The sequence below is a fragment of the Pseudomonas sp. NPDC089395 genome (genome assembly GCF_044749525.1).
Taxonomy (GTDB): Bacteria; Pseudomonadota; Gammaproteobacteria; order Pseudomonadales; family Pseudomonadaceae; genus Aquipseudomonas.
The window spans coordinates 532,338-556,509 of record NZ_JBIVID010000001.1; the positions used below are offsets into that span (position 1 = coordinate 532,338).

The following is a 24,172-nucleotide window of genomic DNA, read 5'->3' on the forward strand; positions in this document are numbered from 1 at the left end:
TTATCGAAGATGAACAACGCCCGCGTTCAGGCGCGGGCGTTGTCGGTGGCGAGTGTCATTCGGCGACGTAGTTCGGCGGTGCGACCCGGAAGGCCTTGGTCAGCCAGGCCAGGTACACCAGCCCCAGCAACGCCCAGAGGCCGCCAAACACCAGCGAGTGCTCATTGAGGTCGAGCCAGAGCTTGGCAATGATGCAGAAGCCGATGGTCGGCAGCACCAGGTACTTCAACTTGTTGGCCAGCCCTTGGCGGTTGCCTTCGCGCAGGTAGCAGTGGCAGATCACCGACAGGTTGACGAAGCTGAAGGCCACCAGCGCGCCGAAGTTGATGATCGAGGTGGCGGTCACCAGGTCGAAGTAGATGGCCGACAGGGCAATCACGCCGACCACGGCAATGTTCACCACCGGGGTCTTGTAACGCGAGTGCAGGCGAGCGAACACGCTGCTGGGGATCACGTTGTCACGGCCCATGACGTACAGCAGGCGCGACACGCTGGTCTGCGAGGCCAGGCCCGAGGCGATGGTGTTGATCACGGTGCAGGCGATGAAGATCGACTGGAACAGCTTGCCACCGACGTACAAGGCGATTTCCGGCAAGGCCGCTTCCGGGTCGTGGAAGCGGGCGTTGTTGGGGAAGTACGCCTGCATGAAGTACGACACCGCGATGAACACCACGCCGCCGATCAGGGCGGTGAGGAAGATTGCCCGCGGGATGATCTTGCCCGGGTCCTTGGTTTCCTCCGACAGGCAGGTGACCGCGTCGAAGCCCAGGAACGAGAAGCACAGGATGGTCGCGCCGGCAGCCAGGGCGCTGAGCTGCGTCTGCGAGTCGGTAAAGGGTGTCAGACTCCAGGTGGTGCCCAGCCCTTCGCCTTGGCCCAGGCCGCGCACGCAGAGGTAGATGAACACCGACATGATCACCAGTTGCACGACCACGAACAGCAGGTTGAAGTGCGCCACCAGGTTGATGCTGCGCATGTTGATCAGGCTGATCAGGGTGACGAAGCCGGCCACCCACATCCATTCCGGCACCTCAGGGAACATGGCCGAGAGGTAGAGCTTGGCCAGCAGCGCGTTGACCATGGGCAGCAACAGGTAGTCGAGCAGCGACGACCAGCCGACCAGGAAACCTACGTGTGGGTTGATGGCGCGTTGGGTATAGGTGTAGGCCGAACCCGACTGTGGGAAGCGACGCACCAGGGTTCCGTAACTCACGGCAGTGAACAGGACGCCGGCCAAGGCCAGCAGGTAGGCGCTTGGAACGTGACCGGAAGTAATGCCGGAAACGATGCCGAAAGTGTCGAACACGGTCATTGGCGTGAGGTATGCCAAGCCGATGATGACCACGTGCCAGAGGCGCAGGGATTTACGGAATTGGCCGTTGCCGGTGGCGTTGTGGTCAGTCTGCATGCTGGTGTGGCTCCATGTTGTTCACCTTTTTTGTTTGGAGCAGAGGTAGGCGCGGGCTAGGCGCCGATGTCAGGCTGGCAGTACCTTGACGAGGAGAGTGAAGCGTGCGGGCAGGGGCATCCGAGCATCATGACGGCGCGACTTTTTCTTCTTCGTGGATCGGGCGCTGGGCGAGGTGGTGAAAATAAAAAACGATGGGCCCATGGGTGTCAAGTTAAACATGACAAGATGTTACGAAATTGAAATTTTTATCGATTAAAAGGCCGAAATGTTCACTTTGCACGCGGTTTTTTGCGGATTTGAATCGACTTTGATGTTCGTAAAAATGAACGACTGGGGGGGTTCCCGTCCTGCGTAGGGCATTTCTTGAAGCGCGAATTTGCTTCAGCTGCGAGCACCGGATCGAAGCTGCAGTGATATTCTTTTGCCCTCTGCACGACCATCGGGTCGCGTGCAAGCCATATGGACATCGAACGGTTCTATTCATGAAGAAATCAGTAGGCATCCTTTCCGGCCTGGCCATCGCCATTGCCGTCGCAACCACCGCTGGCGCCTGGTACACCGGCAAGCAGCTGCCCACGGAACTGGAGCGCTCCGTCAACCTTGCCAATGCCGAGCTGAAGAAGGTCCTGGTGGGGACTGGCGGCAGCATGATCATCGAGCGGGTCGGGTTGGAGCAGCACTTCTTCACCAGTACTGCGCAGTACCGGCTCAAGGCCAAGGACATCAACCTTGGCGATGGCAGTGGCGATGCGGTCAACTTCGAAGTCGGCTTCACCGACCAGATCGAGCATGGCCCATTCCCCTGGTCGCGGGTCAAGGCGCTGAAGCTCATGCCGGTAATGGCCACCAGCAACACTGTGCTGCAGAAAGACGACTTCACGGCCCCTTGGTTCGCCGCCACCGGTGAACAGCCGCCAATCACCACGCATGTCAGCCTGAGCTATGGCGGCAGTGCTGACAGCACCATCGAGCTGGCGCCGTTCAAGGTCAACCATGCCAACGGCAGCAGCATCGATTTTTCGGGGTTGAAGCTGGAGGCCACGGGTGACAAGGATGGCAAGGCATCCAAGTTCCAGGGTGCCGCCGAGCGTCTGGACATCAGGCTGGTGGGCGAAGACCACCCGCCGGCGACCTTCGAGCTCCAGGGCTTGAAGATCGACGGCAAGCTGGCGGCTACCGAGCATGAAATGATTTACGTCGGCAATATCGACCTGCACCTGGCGCAGGCCAAAGCCACCCTGGGGCCGAAGCAGCAAGTGCTGTTGCTCAAGGGGCTCGAGCAGAATGTCGTGCAGACCCTCGATGGCCCCAACACCGTCGGTGGGCGAGTGGATTACAAGGTGTCGGACATTACCTGGGACGGCCGCGCGGTCGGCAGCGGGCAGATGGCGGTGAGCATCAAGTCGCTCAATGCCCCGGCCTTGCAGGCGCTGTCGCTGTGGTACCAGGCGCATTTGCCGGAGTTCGAGGCGGCGGCTGCAGCGGGCCAGCCGGTGCCGGAAATCCAGATGGACGAGGTGGAAAAGGCCAAGTTCCAGGGTAACCTGCAGCAGTTGCTGGCGTCCAAGCCGCAGGTGGCGGTAGAGAACCTGTCGTTCAAGACCGCCAATGGCGAGAGCCGTTTCAACCTGTCGATGGATTTCGCCAGCCCGACCTCCTTCGATTTGCCGCCTGACCAGCTGAGCAAGCAGTTGATCACCCAGGTCAAGAGCAAGCTCTCGCTGTCCAAGCCGATGATCGGTGACCTGGCGACCCTGCAGGCCTTGCTGGAAGGGCAGACCGACGCTCAGGCGATTGCCATGCAGTCCAGCCAGGCCGGTGAGATGGTCGGCATGATGGCGCTGCAGAGCGGCATGGCCACCGTGCAGGGCAATGAGGTGGTGTCGAGCCTGCACTATGCCGACGGCATGGTCGACTTCAACGGCAAGAAGATGACCGTCGAGGCGTTTGCCATGATCCTGGCGGCGCACTTTGCGGCGATGCAGCCTCAGGGCTGATCTGTAGGGCCCAATCGCCGGCAAGCCGGCTCCCACAGGTACAACACTGCCCGATGGCTCGGTGCGATCCCTGTGGGAGCCGGCTTGCCGGCGATAGGGCCCCTGCAGGCAACACAAAAACCCCTTTAGAAATCCCTTGATTGTCTGTAGCCTTCGGCGTCCGATAATAATCCGCGCCCGCAGAGGGCCGTGGCGGCGTGCTAGCCGTCCGGCACCCTTAGCCGATCTGTCAGGGCCGGGTGGTACACTCGATTTGACGCGCACGCGCGCCTGCAGGTCCAGCGATCATGACCCAGATTTCCGAACGCCTGTTGGTTCAGGCCCACCTTGATGCCAAGCAGCCCAACCCGCTGACCGCCGAGCAGGAGGCCGAATACCGTGCGGCCATCGCTGCCGAGCTGAAGGCGCAGAATGCCGTGTTGGTCGCCCATTACTACTGCGATCCGGTCATCCAGGCGCTGGCCGAAGAAACCGGTGGTTGCGTATCCGACTCGTTGGAAATGGCCCGCTTCGGCAAGAACCACCCGGCTGACACCGTGATCGTCGCCGGCGTGCGCTTCATGGGTGAAACGGCCAAGATCCTCACCCCGGAAAAACGCGTGCTGATGCCGACCCTGGAGGCCACCTGCTCGCTTGACCTGGGTTGCCCGGTCGAAGAGTTCTCGGCCTTCTGCGACCAGCACCCCGAGCGTACCGTGGTGGTCTACGCCAACACCTCGGCTGCCGTCAAAGCGCGGGCTGACTGGGTAGTGACCTCCAGCTGCGCGCTAGAGATCGTCGAAAGCCTGATGGATAACGGCGAAACCATCATCTGGGGGCCGGACCAGCACCTGGGCCGCTATATCCAGAAGCAGACCGGTGCCGACATGCTGCTGTGGGACGGTGCCTGCATCGTCCACGAAGAGTTCAAGTCGCGCCAGCTGGCCGATATGAAGGCGCTGTACCCGGATGCTGCGATTCTGGTGCACCCCGAGTCGCCGGAGTCGGTGATCGAACTGGCCGACGCGGTTGGCTCCACCAGCCAGCTGATCAAGGCGGCGCAGACGCTGCCGAACAAGACCTTCATCGTCGCCACCGACCGCGGCATCTTCTACAAGATGAAGCAGTTGTGCCCGGACAAGGCGTTCGTCGAGGCGCCGACTGCCGGTAACGGCGCGGCCTGCCGCAGCTGCGCGCATTGTCCGTGGATGGCGATGAATACCCTGGAGCGGGTGCTGGATTGCTTGCGCACGGGTAGCAACGAGATCTTTGTTGATCCGGCGCTGGTGCCGAAGGCGATCAAGCCTTTGAACCGGATGCTGGACTTTACCCAGGCGGCTCGGCTGAAGCTTTCCGGTAACGCTTGATATTGTTGGGGCCGCTTTGCGGCCCTTTCGCGACACAAGGCCGCTCCTACACAGACGCTGCAGCCCTTGTAGGAGCGGCCTTGTGTCGCGAAAGGGGCGCAAGGCGCCCCCAAAATGCTCAACGCCCCATCATCTCCTGAACCATGCGCCGCTGTTCCAGGATCTCCCGCTGACGCTGGTCGATCTGCGAGGCCAGCGGGAAGTTGCTGCCCGCACGGCGCTTGGCGTAATCCAGCTGCTGGATCGCCTGGTCGAAATCCCCCACCAAGGTGAAGTACTCGGCCCGCGCCCGGTGCAGCCCAATGGTATTGCCCGACAAACCGCGCACCTCGGCCATGTCGTACCACACGTCCGGGTCGTCCGGGCGGCTCTTGATCAGGTCGTTCAGTACCTTCTCCGCCTCGTCTGGCTTGTTCTGCTTGACCAGCAGGTCGGCGCGCACCTGCTTCAGGGGGTAGTTGCCCGGATACAAGCCTTGCAGGCGCTGGGCCCGCTGCTGGGCATCGGCCAGGCGGTTGTTGGTGATGTCCAGGTCGATCTGCGCCAGGTTGTAGGTGATGTCGTTGGGCGCCTTGGCCAGCAGCGGCTTGAGGTTCTCGCGCGCTTCATTGAGCTGGCCGCCCTTGATCTGGGCCAGCGCCAACCCGTAGCGGGCAGCATCGAGCTTGGGGTCATCTTCGAGCTGGGTGCGGAAACGCTTGGCCGCAAGGCCCGGCGTTTCTTCGTAAATGAGGGCCACGCGAGCGCGAATCAGCTGGTAACGCTGGCTGTCCTCTACGCCGCCCTTGGGCGCCTGCTCGGCGCGGTTGCGGGTATCGGCGATACGCGATTCGGTCACCGGGTGAGTCAGCAGAAATTCCGGCGGCTTGGCGCCGTAACGGTACTGCTGCGCCAGGCGTTCGAACATGGTCGGCATGTTGCGCGGGTCGTAACCTGCCTTTTCCAGGTTCTGGATGCCGATACGGTCTGCTTCCTGTTCGTTCTGCCGCGAGAAGCGCCGCTGTTCCTGGATCGCCGCCGCCTGGGTGCCGGCAATCATGCCGATACCGGCATCGCCAGCGCCACCTGCAGCCATCACGATACCGGCGAGCAACGCCGCCATCATCGGCAACTGCATGCGTTGCTGGGCTTCGACGCCGCGGGCGAAATGGCGTTGCGACAAGTGCGCCAGTTCGTGCGCCAGCACCGAGGCGTACTCACCTTCGGTACGGGCATTGAGGAACAGGCCACCGTTGACCCCGACGATTCCGCCGGGGGCGGCGAAGGCGTTGAGTTCACGGCTGTCGATGAGGATGAACTCAAGGCGCCGGTCCTGCAGCTGGCTGGTTTCGGCCAGGCGGTACACGGTGGTCTCGACGTAGTCCTTGAGCTGCGGGTCGTTCAACTGGTTGACGTTACCGCGCAACAGGCTCAGCCAGGCGCGGCCAAGCTGATGTTCCTGTTGCGGCGAGACGATTGCGGAACTGGCGTCGCCCAATGACGGCAGGTCGTCAGCATGGCCGGGGAGGGCCATCAGGCAGGCCAGCGTCAGCAGGGTAGGGCGCAGTAGATTCATGCATGAAGCTCGCGTCGGATAAAGGCTCTACTGTAGCCGGCTCACACGTTGACGACCAGTGGCGGTATCCTAGCCAACCTGTCTGCCCCGCTTGTGGAGAAAGCCCCGATGAGTGACACCCTGACCTGCGACGCCGAACTCGACGCCAGCGGGCTGAACTGCCCGTTGCCCTTGCTCAAGGCGAAGATGGAGCTCAATCGCCTGGCCAGCGGTGCGGTGCTCAAGGTGATCGCCACCGACGCCGGTTCCCAGCGCGACTTCCGCACTTTTGCCCAGTTGGCCGGTCATACGCTGCTGCGTGAAACGGCCGAGGCCGGTACCTATACCTACTGGCTGCGCAAGGCCTGAGTCTCAATCAAGGATCGTCAATGTTCAAAGTGCTTCGCGACTGGCTGCATCGCTACTTCTCCGACGAGGAGGCAGTGGTGCTGGCGGTGCTGCTGTTCCTGGCCTTTACCACGGTCCTGACCCTCGGTGGCATGCTCGCGCCGGTATTGGCCGGCATGGTGCTCGCGTTTCTGATGCAGGGGCTGGTCAATGCGCTGGAGCGCGTCCGGGTGCCGACACGCTTGGCGGTCATGCTGGTGTTCACCCTGTTCATGGGGGCGCTGGCGGTGTTCCTGCTGGTGCTGGTGCCGCTGCTGTGGCATCAGCTGATCACCTTGTTCAACGAGTTGCCGGGCATGCTCGGCAAGTGGCAGTCGCTGCTGTTGCTGTTGCCGGAGCGTTACCCGCACCTGGTATCGGACGAACAGGTGCTGCGCGCCATCGAGTCGGTGCGTGGCGAGATCGGCAAGTTCGGCCAGTGGGCGCTGACCTTCTCGTTGTCGAGCCTGCCGTTGCTGGTCAGCGCCATGATCTACCTGGTGCTGGTGCCGATCCTGGTGTTTTTCTTCCTCAAGGACCGTGAGCAGATCGGGCGCTGGGTCAGCGGCTACCTGCCACGCCAGCGTACCCTGCTCAACCGGGTGGGCAGTGAGATGAACCGGCAGATCGCCAACTACATCCGCGGCAAGGGGATCGAGATCCTGATCTGCGGGATTGCCACCTACATTGCGTTCATCAGCCTCGGGCTCAACTACGCTGCCTTGCTGGCGCTGCTGGTGGGGTTGTCGGTGGTGGTGCCGTATGTGGGGGCGGTGGTGGTCACCGTGCCGGTCACGCTGATTGCGTTGTTCCAGTGGGGCTGGGGCGACCAGTTCATCTATCTGATGACGGTGTACGCGATCATCCAGGCACTGGACGGCAACGTGCTGGTGCCGCTGCTGTTCTCCGAGGCGGTGAGCCTGCACCCGGTGGCGATCATTTGCGCGGTGTTGCTGTTTGGCGGGCTGTGGGGGTTCTGGGGGATTTTCTTTGCGATTCCGCTGGCGACGCTGATCAAGGCTGTGCTGGATGCCTGGCCGCGGCAGGAGCCTAGTGTTTCACCGATACTTTGAACGTAGTCGGGGCCGCTTCGCGACCCTTTCGCGACACAAGGCCGCTCCTACAGGTACAGCGCAATCCTTGTAGGAGCGGCCTTGTGTCGCGAAAGGGCTGCGAAGCGGCCCCGCTCGATCTCAAGCCTTGTTCAGCGCCTGAGCCGCCGCCAACACGGCATCCACATGCCCGGGCACCTTCACCCCACGCCATTCCTGGCGCAGTACACCGTCCTTGTCGATCAGGAAGGTGCTGCGGTCCACGCCCATGTATTCCTTGCCATACAGCTTCTTCAGCTTGATCACGTCGAACAGCTGGCACAGGGCCTCGTCCTTGTCGCTGATCAGCTCGAACGGGAAGCCCTGCTTGGCCTTGAAGTTCTCGTGCGACTTGATGCCATCGCGCGACACGCCGAACACCACGGTGTTGGCCGCTTCAAAGGCCGCGTGCTGGTCACGGAATCCTTGACCTTCAGTAGTGCAGCCCGGGGTGCTGTCCTTCGGATAGAAGTACACCACTGCTTGGCGGCCCTTGAGCTCGCTCAGGCTGACGGTCTGGCCGCTGGTGGCCTGGGCCTGGAAGTCGGCGACGGGTTGGTCGAGTGCTACAGCCATGACGGGGTTCCTTACACGGGGTTCTGTGGGCGCCAAGGCTCGATCAGGGCGTCCAGGTTCAGGGCGTCGGCAAAATCGAGGAACTGGTCGCGCAGCCAGCTGATCTGGGTACCGGCCGGCAGGATCACGGTGAACTGGGCATTGAGCATGCTGCTACCGGTCTGCGGCGCCAGGTAGGTGTCGCAGGTCATGGCTTCGAGCTCGACACGGTGGTCGAGGAAGAACTGGCACAGTTCGTTGATGATGTCCGGGCGATAGGCGGCGCTGACGTAGGCCACATAAGGCAGGGCTTGAGGGCGCACCTCCTGGTCGGCGCTGCGCACCACGTCGAGGGTCAGGCCGTGTTTCTTGCCCAGGCCCGGCAGGGTGGATTCGAGGCGCGCCAGGGCGTCCCAGCTGCCGCCCACCTGCAAGACCAGGGCGCTGGTCTCGCCATGCCGGCTCAGGCGCGAGGTGACGACCGCGCAGCGGTTTTCGAAGGCAGCGCGGCTGAGGACATTGGCCAGCTCCATGGGATTGGGGCCCAAGGCGCTGATGACGAGGAATTGTTCGCGGACGGTGGGGGTGGACATGCAGCATTCCTAAAGCGATGAGCGGTCGGCACAGGACGGGCAAAAGCCTCCTGTCGGCAGGGCCCGGGGCTCGCAAGCGAGGACGTGGACGCAGGCCGGGGAGCAAGGTCGACGGCCCGGCGGGCCGCGCTGCACCGATCAAAGGATCAAGGGTAGCGAAATAAGGCGCCGAGGGGAATGCTCCGCCCGCCTGCTTCGCTTGTGCAAGGTCGATGCCCCCAGTACCATTACCGCTCTCTTTTTCCGGCAGGAGCAGTTACATGATTGCGGGCAGTATGGTGGCATTGGTCACACCCATGGATGCACAAGGGCGTCTTGACTGGGGCAGCCTCGACAAACTTGTAGACTTCCACCTGGAAAACGGCACCCATGCGATCGTCGCAGTCGGCACCACCGGTGAGTCCGCCACGCTGGATGTCGAAGAACACATCCTGGTCATCAAGCATGTGGTCGAGCGCGTCAAGCACAGCAAGAACCCCATTCCGGTCATCGCCGGTACCGGTGCCAACTCCACTGCCGAAGCCGTGCACCTGACCCAGAACGCCAAGAACGCTGGCGCCGACGCCTGCCTGCTGGTCGTGCCGTACTACAACAAGCCGACCCAGGAAGGCCTGTACCAGCACTTCAAGCACATCGCCGAAGCCGTCGACATCCCGCAGATCCTCTACAACGTACCCGGCCGCACCTCCTGCGACATGCAGGCCGAGACCGTGATCCGCCTGTCGACCGTGCCGAACATCATCGGCATCAAGGAAGCCACCGGCGACCTGGTCCGCGCCAAGGCCATCCTCGAGGGCGTCAGCGAAGATTTCCTCGTGCTGTCCGGCGATGATCCGACCGCCGTCGAGCTGATCCTGATGGGCGGCAAGGGCAACATCTCCGTCACGGCCAACGTCGCCCCGCGCGAAATGGCCGATCTGTGCGAGGCCGCCCTTGCGGGCAATGCCGAGAAGGCCCGCGCGATCAACGAAAAACTCATGCCGCTGCACAAAGACCTGTTCTGCGAAGCCAACCCGATTCCGGTGAAGTGGGCGCTCGTTGAGATGGGCCTGATGCACAAAGGCATTCGCCTGCCGCTGACCTGGCTGAGCGAAGGCTGCCACGAAAAAGTCCGTACTGCCTTGCGCCAGTCCGGCGTACTGGTTTAAGAGGAAGTACACCGCATGAAGCGACTGGCTGGTCTTTCCGCACTCGCCCTGATCATCTCCAGCACCAGTGGGTGTGGCTGGTTGTGGGGCGAGGATGGCTATTTCCGCGACCGCGGTAGTGATTACCTGCAGGCCCACCCCACCGCGCCAATGCAATTGCCGCCGGATGCCAGCAGCGCCAAGCGCCTTGATCCGCTGCTGCCGATCCCGCGCAACGTGGCCGACGACAGCGTCGCTGGCGAGTTCGAAGTGCCGCGCCCGCAACCGTTGGTAGGCGGTGCCGAAGTCAGCGATTTCAGCCTGCAGCGCAGCGGCAACAGCCGTTGGGTGCTGGCCCAGCGTTCGCCTGCCGAAGTCTGGCCGGTAGCGCGTCAGTTCTTTGAGGACAACGGTTTCCGCGTGGCTGAAGAGCGCCCGCAAACCGGTGAATTCACCACCACCTGGCAGCGTTTCGACGAACTGTCGGCATCGCTCGGCCAACGCCTGGCCAGCACTGCCAGCAGCGCTGACAGCGAAGTGCGCGTTCGCGTGCGCATGGAGCCTGGCGTGCAGCGCAACACCTCCGAGGTGTACATCGTCAGCGTCGAGCGTCCGGCAGGCAGCACCGCCGATACAGCGTTCCCGTCCACTTCCAGCAACACCGGCGCCGATGCGCTGCTGGTCGACGAAATGCTCGCCAGCATGAACCGTAGCGCCGAGAAGGGCGGTTCGGTGTCGCTGCTGGCCGCGCGCGACTTCGACGCGCCGAGCCGCGTCAGCCTGAGCGAGGACGGCAGCGGCAACCCGGTGCTGTACCTGGGTGCCGACCTTGACCGTGCCTGGTCGAGCGTAGGCCGTGCCCTGGAGCAGGGCGGCGAATGGCGCGTCGAGGACATCAACCGCAGCCTGGGCCTGTACTACATCAACCTGTCGGAAAAACCAGACGACAAGCAGAACCAGCCGGGCTTCTTCAGCCGGATGTTCGGCAGCGAGCCGTCCAAGGAAGAGCGTGAAGCCCGTGCCGAGCGCTACCAGGTCCGTCTGAGCAAGGTTGGCGAGAGCGTGCAGGTTACCGTCGAGAAGAACATCAACACCGTGGCACCGGCCGATGTCGCCCGCCGCGTGCTGAGCGCCATTCAGGACCACCTGGGCTAAGTGCGCTTCGCGGTACTCGGAAGCGGCAGCCAGGGAAATGGCACGCTGATCGCCAGTGGTGACACGTTCATCCTGGTCGATTGCGGTTTTTCCCTGCGCGAAACCGAGCGGCGCCTGGCGCTGCTCGGCGTGTCGGCGGCCCAGTTGAGCGCGGTGCTGGTCACCCATGAACATGCCGACCATGTGCATGGGGTGGGCTTGCTGTCACGGCGCTACAATGTACCGGTCTACCTCAGCCAAGGGACCTTGCGCGGCTTGCGCAAGCCGGTGGAGGTGGCCGGTTTTCTCGCCTGCGGCGACACCCTGCGCATCGGCTGCCTGGACGTGAGTGCGGCGCGGGTCGAGCACGACGCCTACGAGCCGCTGCAGTATGTGCTCAGCGACGGCCGCCGGCGCTTTGGCATGCTCACCGACCTGGGCTCCTACGATGCCCGGTTGCTGGAGCGCTACCAAGGCCTGGATGCCCTGCTGATCGAAGCCAACCACTGCCGCGACCTGCTGGCGCGCGGGCACTACCCGTACTTCCTGAAGCAGCGCGTGGGCGGCATGCAAGGTCATTTGAACAACCACCAGGCCGCGCGCCTGGTGGAGGAGTTGGGCTGGAGCAACCTGCAACACCTGGTGCTGGCCCACCTCAGCAGCAAGAACAACCTGCCACATCTGGCCCGCCAGTGCTTTGTCGACACCCTCGGGTGCGATCCGGACTGGCTCCAGGTGGCGAATCAGGAACATGGGCTCGACTGGCGCGAAATCGCCTAGCCCAACACTCAAGCAAGCGGAGCCCTCCATCATGGAAAAACGCGAAGAACTCTACCGCGGCAAAGCCAAATCGGTTTACAAGACCGACGACGCCGACCGCTTGATCCTGCTGTTCCGTAACGACACTTCGGCGTTCGACGGCAAGCGCATCGAACAGCTCGACCGCAAAGGCATGGTGAACAACAAGTTCAACGCCTTCATCATGCAAAAGCTCGAAGAAGCCGGCGTGCCGACTCAATTCGACAAGCTGCTGGGCGACAACGAGTGCCTGGTGAAGAAGCTGGACATGATCCCGGTCGAGTGCGTGGTGCGTAACTATGCCGCCGGCAGCCTGGTCAAGCGCCTGGGCGTGGAGGAGGGCATCAAGCTGGAGCCGTCCACCTTCGAGCTGTTCCTGAAGAACGACGAGAAGGGCGATCCCTTCATCAACGAATCCCACGTTGTCGCTTTCGGCTGGGGCACCGCCGAGCAGCTGGTCGAGATGAAGAAGCTGTCGCTGAAGGTCAACGAAGTGCTGAACAAGCTGTTCGACGACGCCGGCCTGCTGCTGGTCGACTTCAAGCTGGAGTTCGGCGTGTTCCACGGCCAGATCGTCCTCGGTGACGAGTTCAGCCCGGACGGCTGCCGCCTGTGGGACAAAGAAACCCGCAAGAAGATGGACAAGGACCGCTTCCGCCAGGGTCTGGGCGACGTGATCGAAGCCTACGAAGAAGTTGCCAAGCGCCTGGGCGTGCCGCTGTAAGGCGCGCGTTCACGCAAGCGCCTGATACCACGCGATTTTTTTGAAAATAAAGGTTTGCGTTTTCAGAATTCGCTGGTATGATGCGCGGCATTGGAGAGATGCCGGAGTGGTCGAACGGGACGGATTCGAAATCCGTTGTACTGGCAACAGTACCTAGGGTTCAAATCCCTATCTCTCCGCCATACGCGAAGTAGTCGAAGCCCCCGAAAACCTTGAGTTTTCGGGGGCTTCGTCGTTTCAGTATTCGGTTTTCCGGGCACGCTTTGCATCCCTTGCTCGTCGTGCTTTCAAACCATCGCCCCGTGGTGATGGCTAAGGGCTAGTTCATCTTCTCTGACGATTGTGCGCCATAGCAGCTAAGCTCCTCGCGGTAGGTGTAAAGCCGGCATGACGATGTGGCAGATAACGCTGATGAACTCGCTGCACATGGAGCACCTTGGATGGGCTATGTGTTGATTGGTCACGATGCCGGGTTGGCAAATTTCCGGGTGAGGTACTCAGTGTTTCCGGCTCCCGCTGCCGGAAATGCGTACTAGCAGACCCTGCAGCCATGAATGACCAAGGACGTAGCATCTCGCTACAACTGCTGGTGACCCTGGCCATCTTGCTGGGCATGCTGCTGCTCGGTATGGGCTTGGCCTGGCAGGGTTATCGTGGCACCCAGCAGGCACTGGTGGCTGCCGCCGGCGATTCCGCCCAGCAGCTGGGCAAGACCATCGACGAACGCGCCCGGCGCTTGCTCGACCCGGCGCAGAGCAGCATCCGGCTGCTCGCTTTCAACCCGGCCGCCAGTACCTTGGCTCAGCGCCTGGAGCGGTTGCCGCAACTGGTCGAGAGCCTGAACGCCAACAAGATGCTCAGCGCCGCTTACGTCGGCTACCCCAATGGCGAATTCCTGCTGGTCCGTCGGTTGCACGACCCGCAATCGCTTCAGCGCTACGCTGCGCCAGCCGGAACCGGCTTTCTGGTTCAGAGCATCAGCAAGGGCGATGACGGTACAAGCCTGGGCGAGTGGCGTTTCTACGATCCGCAGCTGACCTTGCTGCAAACCCAGGTCAAGCCGGACTATCACTACGATCCGCGCCAGCGCCCGTGGTTCATCGAAGCCTCAGGGCGTTCGTCCACCGTGCTTACCAACCCTTACGTCTTCTTCACCACCCGTGAAGTCGGGGTGACCATGGCCCAGCGCAGCGTCGACGGCGCGGCGGTGATCGGCATGGATGTTTCGGTCAATGATCTGGCCAGCGAGAGCCAGGACCTGCGCATGACCCCTGGCACCGAGACCGCCGTGATCGATGAGCGGGGGAGTGTGGTGGCGTACCCGGACCTGAAGCGGGTCATCCTGCAGGAGGGAGCGGCGGTTCGCCTGTCGCGTATCGACGAACTGGGGATACCCAGCCTGGCGCGCATCCACGCCAACCCGCTCCAGGACAACCGGCCGCAACCCTATCAGGTGCAAGGGAAGACCTGGTATGGCATGCGCATACCGCTCACCACGCTGGTCGGCGAGGACTTCCAGGTGCTGATCGCCGTGCCGGGCGACGAGTTGCTGGCCGGTGCACGCCAGGTGCTGTTCGAGCAGCTGCTCTGGGCGGCGGCGCTGATGGCCTTGCTACTGCTGCTGGGCGCAGTGCTTGGCCAGCGCATCGGCCGCCCGTTGCGCCTGCTGGCCGAGCAGGTGCGCGGCCTTGCCAACTTCGACTTCAGCCGCGAGGTGGGGGTGACGTCACAGGTGTCCGAGGTGCGTGAACTGAGCCAGGTGCTCAGCCGCATGTCCGGCACCATCCGCAATTTCCAGGCGATCACGCTTACGCTCAGCCGGGAAAACCAGCTGGAGCGCATGCTCGAGGGTGTGCTCAGGCATCTGGTGGACGCCGCCGGGGTAAAGGCGGGTGCGGTTTACCTGTTCGATGACGACCAATCCCTGCTGCGTCTGGCCGCTTCATGCCGGGGCGAGGACTACCCGGACGAACTGGCGGTCGCCGAGCATGAGCACGAGCACCTGGTGGCTGTCGTGAAACACGCGCTGGAGCTGCGTGGGCGCAGCCTTGCGGTGGTGCTCCGGGACCGTGGCCAAGTGCTGCTGGGTATCCTGGTACTGCAGCTGGATGAGGGGCAGGCCGGTGACGAAGCGGGCCAGCCGTTCCGGCAATTCGTCGAGGAGCTGTCCGGTGCTGCGGCGGTGGCCATCGAGACGCGGCAACTGGCCGAAGCCCAGCAACGGCTGCTGGACGCCATGATCAAGCTGCTGGCCGATGCCATCGATGCCAAGAGTCCGTATACCGGCGGCCACTGCGAGCGGGTACCGCAACTGGCGCAGATGCTGCTGGACCAGGCCGTGCAGGCCGACAGTGGCCCCTACGCCAGCTTCAGCATGACCGAGATCGAACGCTACGAGTTCCGGGTAGCCGCCTGGCTGCACGACTGCGGCAAGATCACCAGCCCCGAGTATGTGGTGGACAAGGCGACCAAGCTGGAGGGCCTGTACAACCGCATCCACGAAATCCGTATGCGCTTCGAGGTGCTCTGGCGCGATGCCGAGCTGGCTTATTGGCAAGGGTTGGCAGGTGGCGCAGAGCAGCAGGTGCTGCAGGCGTCCCTGACGCGTTGCCATGCCCAGTTGCAGGAGGACTTCGCGTTCGTTGCCAGGGCCAATATTGGTAGCGAGCTCATGGACGAGGGCGATATCGAACGCTTGCAGCAGATCGGCCAGCGCCGCTGGCGGCGGCATTTCGACAACCGCTTGGGCATTTCCCGCGACGAAGAGGAACGCTTCAAGGGCGTACCCGCGCTGCCATTGCCGGTGGATGAGCCGCTCCTAGCCGACCGCCCCGAGCATCGGTTGCCCTGGGGCGCGCGCAAGCCGCCGGTGGTCAAGGGCGATCCGCGCAATGCCTGGGGCTTCGACATGAGCCTGCCGGCCAATGCCAGCGATCAGGGCGAGTTGTACAACCTGTCGATCCGCCGCGGCACGTTGAACGACGAGGAGCGCTTCAAGATCAACGAACATATCGTGCAGACCATCATCATGCTTTCCAGCTTGCCGTTCCCGCGTCATCTGCGCCGGGTGCCGGACATCGCCGGCAACCACCACGAGAGGATGGATGGCAGCGGGTATCCGAGGCGATTGGGCAAAGCTGACCTGAGCATCGCCGAGCGGGTGATGGCGATCGCCGATATCTTCGAAGCACTGACGGCTGCCGACCGGCCGTACAAGGCGCCGAAGACTTTGTCCGAATCGGTGAAGATCATGGTGTCCATGGCGCGGGGCAACCACATCGACGGGCAGCTACTGCGACTGTTTCTGAGCAGCGGTGTGTATCGGCAGTATGCCGAGCGGTTTTTGCGGGAGGAGCAGATCGACGAGGTGGATGTGGCGTACTGGTTGACGCAGCTATAAGGCGTGCCGCGCCTTCCCCCTGTACACCCGCAAGACGTCGGCCATCACCGCCAGTGCGATCTCTGCCGGAGACTTGCTGCCCAGGTCCAGACCGATGGGCATGTGCAACCGCTCGATCTGCGCTTGCGACAGCCCGCCAATGCGTCGCAAGCGCTCGGCGCGCTTGGCCGAAGTCGCTGCCGAGCCCATGGCGCCGATGTAGAACGCCGGGGTGTTCACCGCCTCCATCAATGCCAGGTCATCGATCTTCGGGTCGTGGGTCAGCGCCACCACCGCAGTGGCTGCATGGCAACCCCCCTCGGCGATGTACAGCGAGGGCAGTACGCGATGCATCCGCACACCCTCGAGATGCACATGCGCCATCTCCTCGCGCGGGTCGCAGGCAACGACCTCGCAGCCCAGCGTGCGGGCGATGGCGGCGCACGCTTCAGCCACGGGTGACAGCCCGGCCAGCAACACACGCAAGGCAGGGCCGATGCCGATATGCACGGCATCTTCGCTCATCTGCACGGCAACCCTGTTGTCACCATGGGCTTCGATGTCACCCGTTGCCAATCCGACCTTGCGCGTCACGCGTTGCTGGCCCAGCAGCGCAGCACGCAATACCTGCAAGTGCGCCAGCCACAGGTCGTTCGGCTCGCGTCGCTCAACCAGCACGACCAGCACGCCGCCGCACGGCAAACGCAAGCGACGGCTTTGCGCCTGCCCGTCGCCATACCGCACCACCTGCGCCACCTGCCTGAATTCTCCGCGCCAGAGGCTTTGCAGAAACTCCTCTTCAACACACCCGCCCGACAACGATCCGACGTACGCCACGCCGCCATTGCTGACCAGCATCGCCCCGGGCGAGCGCGGTGCCGAGCCATAGGTGGAGAGCACCGTGCAGAGCCAGATCGTCTGGCCGGCTTGTGCCCATTGCAGGGCCTGGTCGATCACCTGCAGGTCAAGATGCTGCATGTTCCGCTACCTCGTTCCAAGGGTTGACAGCACACCTGAAAAAGCCGCGCAAAGGCCCAACGTCTGTGGCAGTGTTAGCGTTCTGGCCAGCTCCACAGTGATTGCCCATGCAAATTCGTAAAACCGGTGTTCGCGCCCAGCAGGCCGACCGCACCAAGCAAAACATCCTCCAGGCTGCCGTGAAGGTCTTCAGCAAGGAAGGCTTTACCGGCGGGCGCATCGAGCAGATCTCCTCATTGGCCAAGTCCAATGACCGAATGATCTATTACTACTTCGGCAGCAAGGAAAAGCTGTTCATCTGCGTGCTGGAGCACATCTACGCAAGCTTCAACCAGGCCGAAGCCAAGCTGCGCCTGGACCTCTCCGACCCCGAGGGCGCGCTGCGCGAACTGGTCGCATTCATCTGGCACTACTACGTGCGCCATCCCGAGTTCGTCACCATCCTGGCCACCGAGAACCTCCATCAGGGCAAACATGCCAGGAAGTCGCCGAACCTCAAGGAACTGTCCGGCGAGGCGTTCGGTGTGCTGCGGCCGATCATCGAGGCCGGCCAGGCCAAGGGCCTGTTTCGCGCGGATATCGATATCAAGCACACCTACCTGATGATCGCTTCGCTCTGCTATTTCTATAACTCCAACCTCTACACGCTGAGTTCGTTCCTGGCCGTGGACCTGGCCGAAAAGCAGGCCAAGTCCGACTGGCTGGACTTCATCAGCGATCTCGCCCTGCGCGGGCTGCGCTGCTGAGATTCAATGGCTGCCAGGGTTGGCGCGCACTTGAGCGCTTTTGGCCATCAGCCCCTCCCAGGCCGGTTTGTCGGCCGCAAAGCGCTGGCGCAGGTAAGCGGCAAGGTCCGCGACCTGACGGTCCGACAAGCTGCCCTTGAACCCCGGCATGTAACCCAGGTCGCGTGTGGCCGGCGTTGGAATGCCGTGCAGCACGATGCGCAGCAGGTTGTCCGGCAGCTCGCTATGGACATTGCTGTTGACCGCCATGGATGGGCTGACCCCGAACAGCTTCGGTCCAAGTCCGTCGCTGTGACAGGCCATGCACGCGCCCTTGAACACCCGCTCGCCATTGCTCAGCGAAACCTGCGGATCGACTGGCGGCGCTGGCTTGGCTGCAAGCGTCTGCGGCGTGCCGTCGAGCGACGCCAGGTAGTGCGCGATAGCGCGTACATCACTCTGCGGTAGTGTCGCCAGTTCGCTGACCACCGGCCCCATGGGGCCGGCAGCGACGCCGTGTTTGTCGGAGAAACCGGTGCTCAGGTAAGTGAACAATTCGTTCTCGCTCCACGGTATCGACCCCTTGCTCAAGGCATTGAGCGCAGGCGCTTCCCAGCCATCGACCATGCCGCCGGCCAGGTAGCTTTTGCCGCTTTTCTCCGCGCCCATCAGGTTGCGCGGCGAATGGCACGCCGTGCAGTGGCCCAGGCCATCGACCAGATAGGCGCCACGGTTCCATTGCGCGCTGCGCTGCGGGTCGGGCTGGTATTCGCCGCGCGAGAGAAACAGTGCGTTCCAGCCAGCCATCAGCGGGCGCTGGTTGAAAGGGAAGCGCATCTGGTTGGCGGGTGCCTCCTGCTGTACTGGCGTCTGTGACATCAGGTAGGCGTACAGCGCCTGCATGTCGGCATCGGTGATGTTGCGAAACGAGGTATAGGGAAAGGCCGGGTACAGGTGGCGGCCATCGCGGCTGATGCCCTCGCGCATGGCCCGCTCGAACGCGGCGAAAGACCAGCGACCAATGCCGGTTTCCGGGTCGGGGGTGATGTTGGTGCTGTAGAGCGTGCCGAACGGTGTCTCCATCGCCAGCCCACCGGCATTGACCTTGCCGCCGCTGACCGTATGGCACACTGCGCAGTCGCCGGCAGCCGCCACTTGGCGCCCGCGTTCGAGCATCGAGGCCGACCAGCTACCGGCGGCGGGTGGCGTTACCGGGGCGATTTCGGCGCGCCAGGGCAGGGCGGTGGCCGCCATGCCCAGCGCGGCACCGAACACACCGGCGAGCGAGCCGAACCACCATTTCGAGCGTTTCGGCGCGGGCGGCGCTGGCGGCGGTCCGTCGGCGCGGGGGCCTTCTGCGCCCAGTGCCGCGCGCACCCGCTCGGCAGTGATCGGCAGCTCGCGAAAGCGTATCCCGGTGGCATCGAAGATGGCGTTGGCAATGGCCGCTGCGCTCGGCACCGAGGCCGACTCGCCACTGCCCATCGGCGGTTCATGTTGGCGCGGCAGCATCATCACATCGATGGCCGGCACCTCGGGGAAGGTCAGGATCGGGTAGCCACCCCATTCCTTGCTCGCCACCTTTGAATCCTCGAAGCTCACCTGTTCCTTGAGCACGCGGCTGGTGGACTGAATCACGTTGCCATGGATCTGGTGCCGCACCCCTTCGGGGTTGACCATCATGCCGGCGTCATGGCCAATCACCACGCGCGTCACGGCTACCTCACCGGTGCGCCGGTCCACCGCGACATCCGCGACCCAGGCCGCCCAGGCGGCGCCGAAGCCGGGGAACTTGCTGTGGATGTAGCGCGCGTAGGCGAAACCGCGACCGCGCAATACATCACCTTCAGCGGGCACCTGCATGGGCTCGGTACGCGGCTGCCAGCCGGCGCGTTCGGCGGTGGCCTGGACCAGGTCGATGGCACGCGGATCGGAAAGGTGCTTGAGGCGGTACTCGACCGGGTCGACCCCGGCGGCAAAGGCCAGCTCGTCGATGTACGACTCATGGGCGAAGCTGTTGGGCATGGCCGACACACCGCGCATCCACGAGGCGCGCACCAGCGGCGTCATGTCATTGATGGTGACGCGCATGTGCTCATAGTCATAGGGCGGGATCGAGGTGCGGTCGCCCATCTCGAACAATGCCGGTACCGGTTCCACCGCGCCTGTCAGCAGCAGGGCGAGGGTGGGGGCGCCATTGGAGGGGTAGCTGGTCTGGAAGTCGTAGGCGGCGACAGTGCCGTCGGCGTTCAGGCCGCCATCGATTTCCATCAACTGTGCAGTGCCCTTGGGCTCCCAGGCATGCTCTTGCTCGCGGGTCAGTTGCACCCGCACAGGGCGGCCTACCGCGCGTGACAACAGCACCGCGTCGGCGCAGACATCATCGGCGCAGTTGCGGCCATAGCAGCCGGCCGCTTCCATGCGAATGATGTCGATGCGTTGTTCGTCACACGCCAGTAGCCAGGCCAGGTCGGCGCGCAGCAGGTGTGGGTTCTGGGTGCCGGACCAGACGCGGATCTGGCCTTCGGTAAAGTCGGCGAGGGCGCAGGACGGGCCGATCGAGCCATGCAGTTGATACGGCCAGAGATAGCTGCGGCTCAGGCGCTGGCTGGCATTGGCGATGCCGGCATCGACGTCGCCCTTGTCCAGCACAGTGCGCTGCACCCGGGGGTTGTCGCGGATCGCCTGGGCGACATCGCTGAGGTCGGGCAGCTTGCCGGTCAACGGCCTCCAGCTGATTTTCAAATCCTCGGCGGCGCGGATCGCCTGCTCTTCGCGCTCGGCGACCACGCCGACGAAGTCGCGGATGACCACCACCGCGATCACGCCAGGCACATGGGCAATGGAGGATTCGTCCACTGCCAGCAAGCTCTTGCCGACGAAATCGCCGCTGTCGTGGCCGGCGTAGGGCGGCCGGATCACGCGGCCGTGGAGCATGTCGGGCAGGCGCATGTCGTGGACGTAGGTCAGCTCGCCGGTGGCTTTGCCGGGGATATCCACCCGCGCAGCGCTGCGGCCGACCAGGCGGTAGTCCTCGATGGCCTTGAGCGGCGCATCGTCGGCAATGCGCAGTTGATGATTCTCCCCCTGCACCAGTTCGGCAAAGCGCAGTGTGCGGCCATCGCTGGCGATCAGCGTGCCTTCTTCCATGCGCAGCGTATTGGCCTGGCAGCCCAGGCGCAGCGCCGCCTGTTGCAGCAGGAAGCGTCGCGCGGTGGCCGCCGCCTTGCGCAGCGGCACGGCGGAAATCTGCAGGGTGGCGCTGGCGATGGTGGCGCCCTGGTTCGGCGCGCGCTCGGTGTCACCGAGCACCATGTGCACCTGGTCCATGCGCAGGTCGAGTTCTTCGGCAACGATCTGCGCCAGAGATGTGCGGATGCCGGTGCCCAGGTCGACGTGGCCGTTGAAGGCGTAGACCCTGCCGTCATCGCTGACCGCCAGGAACAACGCCAGCTCACGCGCCTTGACCGTGGGCGTCACGCCCTTGGCCACAGGGCCCGAGGGCGGGGTGATCTCATCGACGATCAGCAGGACGCCGGTTTTGCCCAGCAACTGGTCGCGGGTGGGAACGTGTTGCGAGTGGTTCATGCTCTTCTCCGGTTCTCAGGCCTGGCGGCCGGCAGCGCGGCGCACGGCGCGCAGGATTTCGACGTGGGTGCCGCAACGGCAGAGGTTGCCGGACAGCTCGTTGCGGATCTGTTCGTCGCTGGGGTCCGGGATGCGGTCGAGCAGGGCCTTGGCGGTCATGATCATGCCGTTCATGCAGTAGCCGCATTGGGCGGCTTGCTCATCGATGAACGCTTGCTGTACGGGGTGCGGCGCGGCCTTGCTGCCCAGCCCTTCGAGGGTGGTGATGTCGCGGTTCGCGGCGCCGGACAGGGGGATCACGCAGGAGCGCGCGGCGACGCCGTCGATGATCACCGTGCAGGCGCCGCATTCGCCCAGGCCGCAGCCGTACTTGGGGCCGTTCAGGCGCAGGTCGTTGCGCAGGATCAGCAGCAAGGGCGTGTCGGCCATGGCGCTGACTTCGATGCTCTGGCCGTTGATCCGCAGGGAGATGGTTGTTTGCATTGTTGGATCATCTCTGGAAGTTGCTTGCCATTCGAAAGCGAGTACCAGCGCGCTACCAAACCACTCAACGGGGGCGCTTGTTTCGGTAAGTACTCACTACATGAAAGGGTCAGGCAAGAAGCAGGCCAGGGATGAATTTTGGGGGGTGGGGTGTATCGCGAAGTGCAGGGTTTGAGATTTTTAGTGCCGTTGAAATCGAGCGTCGCCCGCGCGGCGCATCGCGGATGAATCCGCTCCTACATTTGTTGCAACGTGCCACGGTCTGTCAGGCCATGGTTGTCCGCTTTTGGCGTCCACCGAAAAATCGTGTCGTACCAACAAGGCAGGCAACCATGGCCTATCAGGCATAGGTACGTTGCAACAAATGTAGGAGCGGATTTATCCGCGATGCGCCGCGCGGGCGGCGCTCGATCTACGCATCACCACAAATCCAAAGCGAGGCGCCGCGATCACCCCGCCATCTCATCCCCATCGATCATCTTGCGCAGCAAAAACAGAATCGCCACCCGCTCCGCAGCATTCAGGCAACCCATGCTCAGTTCACTGATCTGCCGGGCGCAGGGAATCATCGCATCCAGCAATGCCGCGCCGCTGTCGGTGAGCTCGACGATCACCTTGCGTCGATCATCAGGGTCCGGCGACAGCTTCACCAGTTCCCGCGCCTTGAGCCGTTCGACGATGCCGCGAATGGTCGCCTGGTCGACGGCGGTCGCCTTGATCAACTCGGCCTGGGAGCTGGGCCCGTGGTCGCGCAAGGCGCACAGGGTGACGAACTGGATCGAGGTCAACTGCGGGTCGCACGCCTGCTGCTGGAAAATCGCGGTGTGCCGCTGATACGCCTTGCGCAGCAGGTGGCCGACCTGTTCGGTAACGTCATAGGGGGCGGTGTCAGGTGCAGCGGGCGCTTCAGTGGTTTTCTTCGACATGGGAGGGCTTGGGCTGTATGGGTTGGGCTGGCCGGGCCCCGAAGTGGAGCGCCGGGCCAGTATAACCACTATCGTGCCTTGGACTCCTCAGGTGCGACCACATCGCCGGCCAGGACCACGGCCTTGTCGTCCAGGTAGATATCGCAGTTGCGCAGCGGAATATCCAGGTGGCAGGGGGTTTTGCGCTTGCCACCGACTTCGGTGTTGGGGCCGGTGGAGAACAGGAAGTTGCCATAGAACGCGCGGGCATCCATGCACATGCCGTCGTTGCGGTCGTGCAGGCCCATGGCGGTCCATTGCGCGCGTGGCTGCAGGCCCCAGCCGATGTGGGAAATGCCGTAGACCTCGGGGTCGTTGAAATACTTCATGTAGTCACGCAGGTACTCGGCCTCGAAGCCGCCATGGATGCCGGTGATGAAGCCTTTCTCGATCTCCAGCGTGATGCGCTCGCGGCAGTAGTTCTTGAACGGCAGGATGATGTCGCCGACATCCAGCACCAGCGTGCCTTCGGCGCTGTCCTCGTTCGGCCAGGTGAACAGGAAGCCGCTGGGCCAGTGGTCCCAGCGGCCGGGCTCGTCGGCGTAACCGTATTCGGTGACGGCCGGGTATTGGCCGAGCGGGGCGCGAAAATCACTGCCGGCCTTGGAGCGCACATGCATGCTGCGCGCCTGCTTGAGCAGGGTTTCGGCGGCCAGCACGCGGCGCTTGTCGTCCTCGCTGGGCAGCATGCGCGCCAGCACTTCCGGGGGCTCGACGGCCAGCAGGATGCGCGTGCCGGTCTTGAGGATCTGCTCCTGTTCAGGTGAATGCAGCAGCATCATGGTGTCGACGATCAGGTCGGCGGCCTCCAGTGCCCGCTGTGCCGCCAGGTTGCCGGTCAGGGCCGTGTCGCCGCAGTAGGCGGTCATGTCGTTGCCCATGGCAGTGGGGTGGTTGAACGACGGCAGTTCCACCGCGTAGACCTTTGCCTTGAGCCGCTGCGCGGCTTCCATCGCGGCATTCACCGTACGTGGATCGGAATAGTGACTCTTGAGCACGGCGACGCTCTGCGTCTCATCCACACGGGACAGTTTCAGCACGTGTTCGAACATCTGGGTCAGTTCTGCGTTGCTAACGGGCATCGGCTTTCTCCTGGGCAGGCCTTGGTGGGCTCGAGATGCTGCACTGCGGCGGTGCATGGCGCGTCATCTCGGTGCGAATTAATAGTGTATACGCCATATTCTTGTAGATGTAATCGCATCCGTTCGACAAGCGCAAGCCGTACTTCCAAACGTTACCATTTCACACAAGCCCTAGATAAATCGGTTACACAAGGCCGTTTGTTACATTCGATCAGTTGTTTGAAAATATTTGAGTCATGCCCTTCCAATTAAAAAAATACAGCGTATACACTCTA

At 63.2% G+C, this 24,172-nt stretch carries 19 protein-coding genes and 1 tRNA gene; 11 read left to right on the top strand and 9 right to left on the bottom strand.

The features are described from left to right. Window positions 1-55 precede the first annotated feature (55 nt). Window positions 56-1,408 (bottom strand): APC family permease, encoded by a 1,353-nt coding sequence (locus ACIPZG_RS02470; RefSeq protein WP_008093462.1) that lies wholly within the window; start codon window positions 1,406-1,408, stop codon window positions 56-58. Between the two features lie 485 nt (window positions 1,409-1,893). Here ACIPZG_RS02470 and ACIPZG_RS02475 point away from each other — a divergent pair, with 485 nt between their 5' ends. Both ACIPZG_RS02475 and nadA read left to right on the top strand, forming a co-directional pair. Further along, window positions 1,894-3,408, top strand: a complete 1,515-nt coding sequence (locus ACIPZG_RS02475) for a YdgA family protein (RefSeq protein ID WP_400709835.1) — start codon at window positions 1,894-1,896, stop codon at window positions 3,406-3,408. Window positions 3,409-3,695: 287 nt separating this feature from the next. Beyond that, entirely contained in the window at window positions 3,696-4,754 is a 1,059-nt protein-coding gene (nadA, locus tag ACIPZG_RS02480; protein WP_400709837.1) for a quinolinate synthase NadA, read from the top strand. A gap of 118 nt (window positions 4,755-4,872) precedes the next feature. On the opposite strand, the gene ACIPZG_RS02485 is transcribed toward nadA, so the two are convergent. Next, on the bottom strand, window positions 4,873-6,309 hold the full coding sequence (locus ACIPZG_RS02485; RefSeq protein ID WP_400709839.1) for a M48 family metalloprotease: 1,437 nt from the start codon (window positions 6,307-6,309) through the stop codon (window positions 4,873-4,875). A gap of 108 nt (window positions 6,310-6,417) precedes the next feature. Between ACIPZG_RS02485 and ACIPZG_RS02490 the strand changes: the two genes are divergently transcribed. Both ACIPZG_RS02490 and ACIPZG_RS02495 read left to right on the top strand, forming a co-directional pair. Beyond that, window positions 6,418-6,657, top strand: a complete 240-nt coding sequence (locus ACIPZG_RS02490) for a sulfurtransferase TusA family protein (protein ID WP_008097503.1) — start codon at window positions 6,418-6,420, stop codon at window positions 6,655-6,657. Between the two features lie 20 nt (window positions 6,658-6,677). Beyond that, window positions 6,678-7,748: an AI-2E family transporter gene (locus tag ACIPZG_RS02495; protein ID WP_400709842.1), complete on the top strand. Its 1,071-nt coding sequence runs from the start codon at window positions 6,678-6,680 to the stop codon at window positions 7,746-7,748. A gap of 120 nt (window positions 7,749-7,868) precedes the next feature. Here ACIPZG_RS02495 and ACIPZG_RS02500 read toward each other — a convergent pair whose 3' ends face one another. Beyond that, window positions 7,869-8,342: a peroxiredoxin gene (locus ACIPZG_RS02500; protein ID WP_400709845.1), complete on the bottom strand. Its 474-nt coding sequence runs from the start codon at window positions 8,340-8,342 to the stop codon at window positions 7,869-7,871. An 11-nt stretch (window positions 8,343-8,353) separates the two neighbouring features. Beyond that, the gene (locus tag ACIPZG_RS02505) at window positions 8,354-8,914 is read right to left on the bottom strand and encodes a glycine cleavage system protein R (protein WP_008097509.1); all 561 of its coding nucleotides are present in this window, start codon (window positions 8,912-8,914) and stop codon (window positions 8,354-8,356) included. A gap of 260 nt (window positions 8,915-9,174) precedes the next feature. Here ACIPZG_RS02505 and dapA point away from each other — a divergent pair, with 260 nt between their 5' ends. The 6 genes from dapA to ACIPZG_RS02535 all read left to right on the top strand — a co-directional run bounded on the left by dapA (window position 9,175) and on the right by ACIPZG_RS02535 (window position 16,097). After that, window positions 9,175-10,062 carry a 4-hydroxy-tetrahydrodipicolinate synthase gene (gene dapA, locus ACIPZG_RS02510; RefSeq protein WP_400709848.1) on the top strand — a complete coding sequence of 296 codons (888 nt, stop codon included), beginning with the start codon at window positions 9,175-9,177 and terminating at the stop codon, window positions 10,060-10,062. 15 nt (window positions 10,063-10,077) lie between these two features. Continuing rightward, complete coding sequence (bamC, locus tag ACIPZG_RS02515) at window positions 10,078-11,196, top strand: outer membrane protein assembly factor BamC (protein WP_008097513.1); 1,119 nt, start codon at window positions 10,078-10,080, stop codon at window positions 11,194-11,196. Beyond that, a complete protein-coding gene (locus ACIPZG_RS02520; RefSeq protein WP_008097515.1) occupies window positions 11,197-11,955 on the top strand; it encodes an MBL fold metallo-hydrolase in 759 nt (252 codons plus the stop codon). A 31-nt stretch (window positions 11,956-11,986) separates the two neighbouring features. Then, on the top strand, window positions 11,987-12,697 hold the full coding sequence (purC, locus tag ACIPZG_RS02525) for a phosphoribosylaminoimidazolesuccinocarboxamide synthase (protein WP_008097517.1): 711 nt from the start codon (window positions 11,987-11,989) through the stop codon (window positions 12,695-12,697). 92 nt (window positions 12,698-12,789) lie between these two features. Continuing rightward, window positions 12,790-12,879: transfer RNA gene (locus ACIPZG_RS02530), tRNA-Ser, on the top strand. 368 nt (window positions 12,880-13,247) lie between these two features. Further along, window positions 13,248-16,097 carry an HD domain-containing phosphohydrolase gene (locus tag ACIPZG_RS02535; protein ID WP_400709852.1) on the top strand — a complete coding sequence of 950 codons (2,850 nt, stop codon included), beginning with the start codon at window positions 13,248-13,250 and terminating at the stop codon, window positions 16,095-16,097. Here the strand turns inward: ACIPZG_RS02535 and ACIPZG_RS02540 are convergent. Then, window positions 16,092-17,054: an XdhC family protein gene (locus ACIPZG_RS02540; protein WP_400709855.1), complete on the bottom strand. Its 963-nt coding sequence runs from the start codon at window positions 17,052-17,054 to the stop codon at window positions 16,092-16,094. The two genes, ACIPZG_RS02535 and ACIPZG_RS02540, sit on opposite strands and share 6 nt — an antisense overlap. A gap of 107 nt (window positions 17,055-17,161) precedes the next feature. Between ACIPZG_RS02540 and ACIPZG_RS02545 the strand changes: the two genes are divergently transcribed. Further along, window positions 17,162-17,800, top strand: a complete 639-nt coding sequence (locus ACIPZG_RS02545) for a TetR family transcriptional regulator (protein WP_400709858.1) — start codon at window positions 17,162-17,164, stop codon at window positions 17,798-17,800. A gap of 3 nt (window positions 17,801-17,803) precedes the next feature. On the opposite strand, the gene ACIPZG_RS02550 is transcribed toward ACIPZG_RS02545, so the two are convergent. The 4 genes from ACIPZG_RS02550 to ACIPZG_RS02565 form a co-directional block, all read right to left on the bottom strand. Next, entirely contained in the window at window positions 17,804-21,367 is a 3,564-nt protein-coding gene (locus ACIPZG_RS02550; RefSeq protein ID WP_400709861.1) for a molybdopterin cofactor-binding domain-containing protein, read from the bottom strand. 15 nt (window positions 21,368-21,382) lie between these two features. After that, on the bottom strand, window positions 21,383-21,850 hold the full coding sequence (locus tag ACIPZG_RS02555) for a (2Fe-2S)-binding protein (protein WP_400709864.1): 468 nt from the start codon (window positions 21,848-21,850) through the stop codon (window positions 21,383-21,385). 449 nt (window positions 21,851-22,299) lie between these two features. Beyond that, on the bottom strand, window positions 22,300-22,776 hold the full coding sequence (locus tag ACIPZG_RS02560; RefSeq protein ID WP_008097349.1) for a MarR family winged helix-turn-helix transcriptional regulator: 477 nt from the start codon (window positions 22,774-22,776) through the stop codon (window positions 22,300-22,302). A gap of 68 nt (window positions 22,777-22,844) precedes the next feature. After that, the gene (locus tag ACIPZG_RS02565) at window positions 22,845-23,897 is read right to left on the bottom strand and encodes a 2,5-dihydroxypyridine 5,6-dioxygenase (protein ID WP_400709867.1); all 1,053 of its coding nucleotides are present in this window, start codon (window positions 23,895-23,897) and stop codon (window positions 22,845-22,847) included. Between the last annotated feature and the right edge of the window lie 275 nt (window positions 23,898-24,172).